8 protein-coding genes are annotated in these 9269 nt (G+C 73.9%); 5 read left to right on the forward strand and 3 right to left on the reverse strand.

What is annotated here, in order from left to right; all coding sequences use genetic code 11:
• The 5 genes from HGA02_RS04720 to HGA02_RS04740 all read left to right on the forward strand — a co-directional run.
• The coding region (locus tag HGA02_RS04720) for an MMPL family transporter (RefSeq protein ID WP_168678030.1) at positions 1–2087 on the forward strand (2087 nt) is incomplete at its 5' end.
• A 234-nt stretch (positions 2088–2321) separates the two neighbouring features.
• Entirely contained in the window at positions 2322–2837 is a 516-nt protein-coding gene (locus tag HGA02_RS04725; protein WP_168678031.1) for a magnetosome magnetite crystal formation protein family, read from the forward strand.
• 80 nt (positions 2838–2917) lie between these two features.
• Complete coding sequence (locus HGA02_RS04730) at positions 2918–4369, forward strand: lipase maturation factor family protein (RefSeq protein ID WP_168678032.1); 1452 nt, start codon at positions 2918–2920, stop codon at positions 4367–4369.
• A gap of 72 nt (positions 4370–4441) precedes the next feature.
• The gene (locus tag HGA02_RS04735; protein WP_168678033.1) at positions 4442–5197 is read left to right on the forward strand and encodes a VOC family protein; all 756 of its coding nucleotides are present in this window, start codon (positions 4442–4444) and stop codon (positions 5195–5197) included.
• A gap of 64 nt (positions 5198–5261) precedes the next feature.
• Positions 5262–7178 (forward strand): M3 family metallopeptidase, encoded by a 1917-nt coding sequence (locus HGA02_RS04740; RefSeq protein ID WP_168678034.1) that lies wholly within the window; start codon positions 5262–5264, stop codon positions 7176–7178.
• Positions 7179–7295: 117 nt separating this feature from the next.
• Here HGA02_RS04740 and HGA02_RS04745 read toward each other — a convergent pair whose 3' ends face one another.
• The 3 genes from HGA02_RS04745 to HGA02_RS04755 all read right to left on the reverse strand — a co-directional run.
• Complete coding sequence (locus HGA02_RS04745; protein ID WP_168678035.1) at positions 7296–7718, reverse strand: hypothetical protein; 423 nt, start codon at positions 7716–7718, stop codon at positions 7296–7298.
• Between the two features lie 130 nt (positions 7719–7848).
• The gene (locus HGA02_RS04750; protein ID WP_168678036.1) at positions 7849–8661 is read right to left on the reverse strand and encodes an ABC transporter permease; all 813 of its coding nucleotides are present in this window, start codon (positions 8659–8661) and stop codon (positions 7849–7851) included.
• On the reverse strand, positions 8661–9269 hold a 609-nt coding region (locus HGA02_RS04755), incomplete at its 5' end, for an AAA family ATPase (RefSeq protein WP_168678037.1). The genes HGA02_RS04750 and HGA02_RS04755, both read right to left, overlap by 1 nt.

Genomic DNA, 9269 nt, shown 5'->3' on the forward strand with positions numbered 1-9269 from the left:
AGGCCGCCGCGCAGCAGGCCGCCGGTGCCGGCCCCGTCGCGCAGGCGCAGCCCGCCGCGCAGCAGGCACAGCTCGACGCGCAGCAGGCGCAGCTCGACGCGCAGCTCGCGGTCGTGGCCGAGCAGCAGGCGACGATCGACGCGGGCCGCGACGAGCTCGAGGCCTCCGAGCCGCAGCTCGAGGCGGGCTCGACCCTGCTCGACATGGCGTCCGAGATCCGTCTGGTCTCGTCCGACGGCAGCGCCGTCGTGGTCCCGGTGTCGTTCACCGAGGCGTCCATGAACCTGGCCGACGACACCAAGGAGGGGCTGCTCGCCGCGTTCGACGAGCCGATCGACGGCGTGCAGGTCGACTACTCGTCCGAGATCTCCGGTGGCGTGCCCGAGCTCCTCGGCGTCGGCGAGGTCATCGGCGTCGTCGTCGCGGGCGTCGTGCTCGTCGTCATGCTCGGCACGTTCCTCGCCGCGGGCCTGCCGATCCTCCAGGCGCTGCTCGGCGTCGGCATCGGCGCGCTCGGCGCGATGTCCCTGTCGGGCGTCGTCGACATGGTGTCGGTGACCCCGATCCTCGGCGTCATGCTCGGCCTCGCCGTCGGCATCGACTACGCGCTGTTCATCGTCAACCGGCACCGTCGCCAGCTCAAGCAGGGCTACGACGTGCACGAGTCCATCGGGCTCGCGAACGGCACGTCGGGCAACGCCGTCGTCTTCGCCGGCGCGACCGTGCTCATCGCGCTGCTCGCGCTCAACATCACCGGCATCCCGTTCCTCGGCCTCATGGGCACCGTCGGCGCGTTCTCCGTGCTCGTCGCCGTCCTCATCGCGATCACCATGACGCCCGCGCTGCTGAAGATCCTCGGCACGCGCGTCCTCAACAAGAAGGAGCGGGCCGCGTTCACGGCCGCCGGCGCCGGGACGGGCGACGTCGTCGTGGCCGCACCCACCAAGCCGCTGCGACCCATGACCACGTGGAAGGCCGTCCTGGCCGCCCTCCTCAGCGTCGGGGCGCTCGTCGTCGTCGCGCTGCCGGCGACCGAGCTGCGGCTCGGCCTCCCCGACGGCTCGTCCGAGCCGCACGACTCCACGCAGTACCGCGCCTACTCCACGATCGACGAGCGGTTCGGCGAGGGTCAGAACGGCACGCTCGTCGTCGTCGCGACGCTCCCCGAGGCGCCCGCCGAGGGCCAGGAGACCGTCGAGCAGGCGCGCATCGGCTCGGCGATCTTCGAGCAGGACGACGTCGTCGCCGTCGCGCCCATCGGCTCGTCCGACGACGGCACGACGATCGCGTTCCAGGTCGTGCCCGCCGAGGGCCCGACGAGCGAGTCGACCGAGGAGCTCGTGCACACGCTGCGCGACCTGTCGGTCGACGGCGTCGACTCGATCGGCGTCGCGGGCCAGGCCAGCGGCAACATCGACGTGTCCGACACGCTCGCCGACTCCCTGCCGACCTACCTCGCGGTCGTCGTCGGCCTGTCGCTGCTCATCCTCATCGTCGTGTTCCGGTCGATCTTCGTGCCCGTCGTCGCGACCCTCGGGTTCATCCTGTCCTTCTTCGCCGCGATCGGCGGGGTCGTCGCGATCTACCAGTGGGGCTGGCTGTCCGGCGTCTTCGGCGTCGAGACGCCCGGCCCGGTGCTGAACTTCCTCCCGACCATCCTCGTCGGCATCCTGTTCGGCCTCGCGATGGACTACCAGCTGTTCCTCGGGTCCGGCATGCGCGAGGCGTACGCCCACGGCGCCCCCGCGCGGATCGCCGTCGTGCAGGGCCTGCGGGCCGGGCGGGCCGTCGTCACCGCCGCGGCGATCATCATGATCTCCGTGTTCGGCGGGTTCGTGTTCTCGCACTCGGCGATGATCCGGCCCATCGGGTTCGCCCTCGCCTTCGGCGTGCTCGTCGACGCGTTCGTCGTCCGCATGGTGCTCGTCCCGGCCCTCATGCACCTCGCCGGCGACAAGGCGTGGTGGATCCCGAAGTGGCTCGACCGGATCCTGCCCGACGTCGACGTCGAGGGCGCCGCCCTCGAGCGCCGCCACCCGCACGAGCACGAGACGCACCTCGACCCGGAGCCGTCGGCGACCGCCTGACGACCCCACCGGTCCGCGCCCGGGCCGTCGGCACCCCCGACGGACCCGGGCGCCGCCGTCTGCGGCCCAGCACCTCCGTCCACGTCACCCCTCCTCGCCCGCGTCCTTTCGCTCCCTCCTCGACCCGGCCGAACGCAACGTCGCGTGCGCTTCGAGGGCCTCAGACGTGCCTGATGGTGCGTTCGGCGTGTCGCCGAGACGGCGTCGACCGTCGGCGCCTGATGGGATGGGCGCGTGAGCGAGTGGACCGCCCCCCAGCCATCCGGGCCCGACGACCCGCGTCGGGCGAACACCCCGTACGACCGAGTGCCGCCGCCGCTGCCGCCCGGGCAGGAGGCGCCCGTCACCGGCCCGCCGACGACCGGTGCGGGCGCGTGGTGGTGGGGGCTCGGGCTGCTGCTGTGCGTGCCGATGCTCAGCAACCTGCTGGTCGTCGCGGGTGCGCTCGGCTACCGGGCCGCCGTCCGCAAGACGCTCACGCCCACCGGCCACGAGGTCGTGCGTCGGGCGGTGAACTGGCACCTCAGCCAGCTGCTCTACACGGCCGTGCTGCTGGCGGTGCACGTCGTGCTGCTCATGACCTTCGCGAGCGACGAGCCGGTCCCGCTGGCCAGCCCCGTGAGCACCGCGATGGGTCTGCTGGTGCTGCTGGTGATCTACGGGCTGGTGCTGTCGATCGTCTCCGCCAACCGCGCGTCGCGCGGCGATCTGACCCGGACCGTCGGCGCGATCCCGTTCGTGCGCTCCTGAACCGCCGCTGACGGGACACCGCCCTCACCGGGTGCGCTCCGGTCGGCCACCGCGCACGCTGGACGACGGGAGTGGTGCGCGTGGAGTGGTTCGACGCCGAGGGCTACACCGTGGCGCGCGAGGCCGTACAGCGCGGGGTCGCCGCCGTGTACGTCGTCGCGTTCGTCGCGGTCCTGCGCCAGTTCCGGCCGCTGCTCGGCGAGCACGGGCTGCTGCCGGTGCCGTCCTTCGTCGCACGTGTCCCGTGGCGGTCGTCGCCGAGCCTGCTGCGCCGGTACTCGGACCGGCGGCTCGTGGTCGTCGGCTGGGTCGGTCTGGTCGTCGCGCTGACGCTCGTCGTCGGGCTGCCCCAGGCCGGGCCGTGGTGGGTCCCGACGGTCGCGTTCCTCGTCCTGTGGGTGCTCTACCTGTCGGTCGTCAACGTCGGGCAGATCTTCTACGGGTTCGGGTGGGAGTCGCTGCTGCTCGAGGCCGGGTTCCTCGTCGCGTTCCTCGGGTCCGACGACGTCGCGCCGCCGATCACGGTGCTCGTCCTGCTGTGGTGGCTCGTCTTCCGGCTGGAGCTCGGCGCCGGGCTCATCAAGTGGCGCGGCGACCCCGCGTGGCGCGACCTGACGGCGCTCTACTACCACCACGAGACGCAGCCGATGCCCGGCCCGCTCAGCCGCCTGTTCCACCTGCTCCCCCGCCCGCTGCACCGCGTCGAGGTCGCCGCCAACCACGTCGCACAACTCGTCGTGCCGTGGTTCCTGCTGGTCCCCGGACGCGTCGCGGCGGTCGCGGCGGCGGTCGTCGTCGTCACCCAGCTCTGGCTCGTGCTGTCCGGCAACTTCGCGTGGCTCAACTGGCTGACGATCGTGCTGGCCCTGTCCGCGATCGACGACGCGTCCTGGGCGGCGGCCCTGCGCCCGTTCGGCGTCGACGTGGGTCCGGCAGCCGCGCGCGACGAGCCGGTCGCCTACGTCGTCGTCGCCCTCGCCGTCTCCGCGCTCTGCGTCGTGCTGTCCTGGTGGCCGCTGCGGAACCTCGTCTCGCGGCACCAGCGGATGAACGCGTCGTTCAACGTGTGGCACCTGGTCAACGCCTACGGCGCGTTCGGGACGATCACCCGGCAGCGCACCGAGGTCGCCGTCGAGGGGACGCGCGACGCCGTCCCCGGACCGGACGCGCGCTGGGAGGAGTACGGGTTCCACGGCAAGCCCGGCGACGTCCGACGGCTGCCCCGTCAGTTCGCGCCGTACCACCTGCGGCTCGACTGGGGCATGTGGTTCCTCGCGCTCGGGTCCTCGGCGCAGCTCCGCTGGTTCGTGCCGTTCCTCGTCAAGCTCCTCGAGGCGGACCGCCCGACGCTCCGCCTGCTGCGGCACGACCCGTTCGGCGGCGAGCCGCCGCGCTGGGTCCGCGCCCGCACGTACCGCTACCGGTTCGCCCGCCCCGACGAGCGCCGCGCGACCGGCCAGCGCTGGGTCCGCGAGGACACGGGCGTCATGATCGACGCGCTCGACCTGACGACGCTCGCCCGCCGCCGCTGAAGGGCCTGCTCGACCTCCGCGCGCACGGCACGATGGGCGCACGGACGGTGGGCGGACAGGAGGCGCGGCGACGTGCGAGTGGTGTGGGCGACGATCTTCTTCGACCTGCCCGGGGACCGGTTCTCCGACGGGGTCGCGTTCTGGCAGGCGGTGACCGTGACGCACCTGTCCGCGCCGCGCGGGCCGGGTGGCGAGTTCGCGACGTTGCTGCCGCCCGACGGCGACGCGTTCCTGCGCGTGCAGCGGTTCGACGACGGGCCGCGCGTGCACCTCGACCTGCACGTCGACGACGTGGACGCGGCGGCAGCGGACGCCGTGGGGCTGGGCGCGACCGAGGTGTACCGCGAGGAGCACGTGGTGCTCGCGTCGCCCGGCGGGTTCGTCTTCTGCGTCGTGCCCGACGGTGGCGAGCGACGGCGGCCCGCCCCCGTCGACGGCCCGCGCGGCGGGCGAGCGCGCGTCGACCAGCTCTGCCTCGACATCCCCGGACCCCTGGTCGACCGCGAGCGTGCGTTCTGGTCGGCGCTCACCGGCTGGCCCGTCGCGGGCGACACGTCGCTCGAGCTCGTCCCCCTCGCGCGTCCGGACGGGATGCCCGTGCGGCTGCTGCTCCAGCGGCTCGGCGCGGACGACGGGCGGACGGTCGTGACGGCGCACGTCGACGTCGCGGCGGCAGGTCCCGACCGGGACGACGTCGTCGCGGAGCACGAGGACCTCGGGGCGCAGGTCGTCGCGCGCTTCGACCAGTGGACGGTCATGCGGGACCCCGCGGGTCTGACCTACTGCCTGACCGGCCGCTCCCCCGACACGGGCGTCCGACCGGTCTGAGCACGCCGCGCGTCCACCGGATTTCCGTCCCCGGCAGCGACGGCAGCGTGTGTAGCGTCGGCGCATGACTGCCGCTCCCACGCGCTTCCCCACCGAAACCGACGCCTGGCCGGCGTTCCTCGCGGAGACCGTCGACGCGTCGCTCGACACTGCCCGCGCCCACCTCGCGACCCTCAAGGACGGCACCGCGCGCACGACCGCGCAGGTGCTCGACCTGTGGGACCGCAGCGACCTCGCGCTGGGCCGCGCGTCGGCCGCCGCGCACCTGCTCGCGGAGGTCCACCCGGACGCCGACCTGCGGTCCGCCGCGGAGGAGCGCGCGCAGGCCGCGGAGGACCTCGCCACGTCGCGCGGCCTCGACCGCGACCTGTGGGAGGTCCTGGCGGCGACGACCGAGGACGGGCTCGACGAGCACGCCCGCCGCCTGCGCGAGCACGTGCTGCGCGACTTCCGCCGGGCCGGCGTCGACCAGTCCGACGAGCAGCGCGCGAAGCTCAAGGCGCTCGCGGAGCGGTGCACCGAGCTCGGGCTCGAGTTCGCGCGCAACATCCGCGAGGGCACGCGCAGCATCCAGGTCCGTCCCGAGCAGCTCGACGGCCTGCCGGACGACTTCCGCGCCGAGCACCCCGCGGGCGACGACGGCCTCGTCACCCTCACGACGGACTACCCCGACCTCATCCCGGTCCGGACGTACGCGCGCGACGCGTCGGTGCGCGCGGCGCTGACGTCGGAGTACCTGCGCACCGCGTGGCCGGAGAACGGCCCGGTGCTCGCGGAGCTGCTGCGGCTGCGCGACGAGCGCGCCCACCTGCTCGGGTACGCGGACTGGCCGAGCTACGACGCCGAGGTCAAGATGATCGGCTCGGGCGCGGCGATCCGGGACTTCGTCGACCGGCTCGACGGCCTGACGGCGGACCGCGCGCGCGACGACGTCGACGTGCTGCTGACTCGCTTCCGCGCCGACGACCCGGAGGCCGCCGCCGTCACGCCCGCCGACAGCCTGTACTACGACCAGGTCGTGCGGCGTGAGCAGTACGACGTCGACGCGCAGGAGGTCCGGCGCTACTTCCGCTACCCGCAGGTCCGCGACGGCGTCGTCGGCACGGTCAGCCGGCTGCTCGGCCTGACGTTCGTGCCGGTCGAGGCGCCGACGTGGCACCCCGACGTGGACGTCCTCGACGTCGAGTCGGACGGCGAGCGCATCGGCCGCGTCTACCTCGACATGCACCCGCGGCCCGGCAAGTTCAACCACGCGGCACAGTTCCCGCTCGTGCCCGGTGTCGTGGGCGAGCACCTGCCGGAGGGCGTGCTGGTCTGCAACTTCCCGACGGGCACGATGGAGCACGACGACGTCGTGACGTTCTTCCACGAGTTCGGGCACCTGGTGCACGAGATCGTCGGCGGCGCGCAGCGCTGGGCCGCGTTCACGGGCGTCGCGACGGAGTGGGACTTCGTGGAGGCGCCGAGCCAGCTGCTCGAGGAGTGGGCCTGGGACCCGGGCGTGCTGCGCACGTTCGCGACGGACGACGCGGGCGAGCCGATCCCGACGGACCTCGTCGAGCGGATGCGTCGCGCCGACGCGTTCGGGCGCGGGGCGTGGACGCGTCGGCAGCTCAACTTCACGGCCCTGTCGTACGGGCTGCACGCCGCGCCGCCCGAGGACCTCGACGCGTACACGGCCGAGGTCGACGCGCGCTTCGGCCCCTACGCGGCGCTGCCGGAGACGCACCAGGTCACCGGGTTCGGGCACCTCGAGGGGTACGGCCCGGCGTACTACACGTACCTCTGGAGCCTCGTCATCGCGAAGGACCTGCGGACGGCGTTCGGCGACGACCTGATGAACCCGGAGGTGGGCCGCCGCTACCGCGACGCGATCCTCGCCCCCGGCGGCACGGCCGACGCCGCGGACCTCGTCGAGCGGTTCCTCGGGCGGGCGACGTCCTTCGACGCGTTCGAGACCTGGCTCGCGACGCGCCCCTGAGGCCTTCGCCCACGGGAGCCGGGGTCGCCACCGCGCCGGTCAGGACGGCGGCGACCTCGGCGGTCCGCTACGGGCTGCTCGGGGGCCGGCACGGTGTGCCGGCCGGGAGCGTCGCCCTCAGGGCGTGATGCCGAACGTCCCCCACCGCTGCGGCCGACGACCGTCGACGAGCGAGGGGAACCACGGCGTCTCACCCGCGGCCTGCTGGTGCGCGGTGAGCGCCATGGCGGCGGCGGCACGGCCGACCCGGTCGACACCGCCGGACCGCGTGAAGCCGACCTGGCGGCCGCGGTCGTCGCGGTCGACGAGTCGCGTGATCGTGACGACCGACCCGTCGGCGAGCTCGACCGCGCGGCTGCGCCCGTACCCGGGGCGGATGCCCACGCCCTGCACGACGGTGGCCCCGTCGAGCGCCGCCTCGAGCCGCCGCAGGTCGCGGACCGCGTCGTCGCCGGATCTGTTGATGACAACATTACGGCCTGTCGGGGGTTCGGCCCGGCCGGGGGACGGGGTGGCGGACGATCTGCCGACCGTCTTCACCTGGTCGGCACACGAGGGTCAACGGCGGGCAACGCCGCCGTCGGTGCGGGCTCAAGCCGAGGTCGCCGCGAGACCTGCGGAGGTCATGGCTTGGCCCGCTCCCGACAGCATGCGAGACGCGCGGATCCCGTCAGGTGATATCGCGGCGGAACGTCGTGAACCGGCCGATCGCGGCGAAGAGCAGCGCGTACCCGATCAGGACGGCGGCGCCCTGGACCGGGCTGAGCAGCTGGGTCGCCCCCATCTCGGCGTACAGGCTCCCTCCGGACAACGCCTCGGCCGCCGCCCCCGGGAAGAACCGCGCGACGCCGTCGCCCCACGACGTGGCGGCGAGGCCGAACCGCAGCAGCGGCTCGAGGAACTGCGTGAACGCGAGGATCACGACGATGGCCGCGACCTGGTTGGTCAGGACGCTGCCGAACCCGACGCCCACGACGGCCCACAGGGCCAGCGCCACCGCGGACAGCGCGAGCACCCGCCACGTCGACGCGAGGTCGAGGTACGTCGGCTGGCCCGCGAGCGACACAACGAGCGCACCCGCGCCCGCGACGGTCGCCGTGCCGACGACGCCGAAGACGAGCCCGAGCACCGCGCCGGCGAGCAGCTTGGCGCCCAGCACGACGCTGCGTCGCGGCTCGGCGAGCAGGGTCGGCGTGATCGTCTGGTGCCGGAACTCCGTCGTGACGGCGAGGGTGCCGACGACGAGCGGGAACGTGTAGCCGAGCGTGACGGCGATCGTGTAGACGGTGCGGACGACCGCGTCGGCCGGCAGGGGGCCGCCGCCCTCGCCGCCCGGGACGGTGCCCATGTCGCCGCCCTGCGTGACGACGAACGCCATGACGGGGGCGATGAACGCCATGTAGCCGACCATCGCGAGCAGCAGGACCCACCACAGGCGGGTCGTGACGAGCTTGCGGTACTCGGTCCTCAGCGCCGCGCCCATCAGGCCGCCACCTCCGGGTGCGTCGTGGCGGCCGGCGTCGCGACCATGTCGAGGAACAGTCCTTCCAGCCCGGGGTTCCGGGTGCTCAGCTCGTGCAGCTCGAGCCCCGCGGCGAACGCCGCGGCACCGACCGTCGCGGCGTCGACGTCGACGAGGTCGACCTCGTGCCCGCCGGTCGTCGCGTGGTCGGTGCGGGTCCAGCCGCCGCCGGCGACGAGCGCGGCCAGACCGGCGGCGTCGGGGGAGGCCACGTGCACCTGCGGGCGCGCGAGCCGGACGAGGTCGTCGAGCGGGGACGCGTGCACGAGGCGGCCGCGGGCGATGATCACGACGTCGTCGACGGTCTGCTCGACCTCCGACAGGACGTGGCTCGAGACGAGGACCGTGCGGCCCTCGGCGGCCAGGGCCCGCAGGAAGACGCGCAGCCACCGGATGCCCTCGGGGTCGAGGCCGTTCGCGGGCTCGTCGAGCAGCAGGACGGGCGGGTCGCCGAGCAGCGTCGTGGCGAGCGCGAGCCGCTGGCGCATGCCGAGCGAGAACCCGCCGACGCGGCGGTCCGCGGCGCCGCCGAGCCCGACGAGGTCGAGGACCTCGCTCGCGCGCGCGTC

The organism is Cellulomonas septica (genome assembly GCF_012396155.1).
GTDB classification, from domain to species: Bacteria; Actinomycetota; Actinomycetes; order Actinomycetales; family Cellulomonadaceae; genus Cellulomonas; species Cellulomonas septica.

What these genes read in the sequence shown, in the direction of transcription:
- HGA02_RS04740 (WP_168678034.1), top strand. Translation starts at nt 5,262, where the DNA reads ATGACTGCCGCTCCCACGCGCTTCCCCACCGAAACCGACGCCTGGCCG.
- HGA02_RS04750 (WP_168678036.1), bottom strand. Translation starts at nt 8,661, where the DNA reads ATGGGCGCGGCGCTGAGGACCGAGTACCGCAAGCTCGTCACGACCCGC.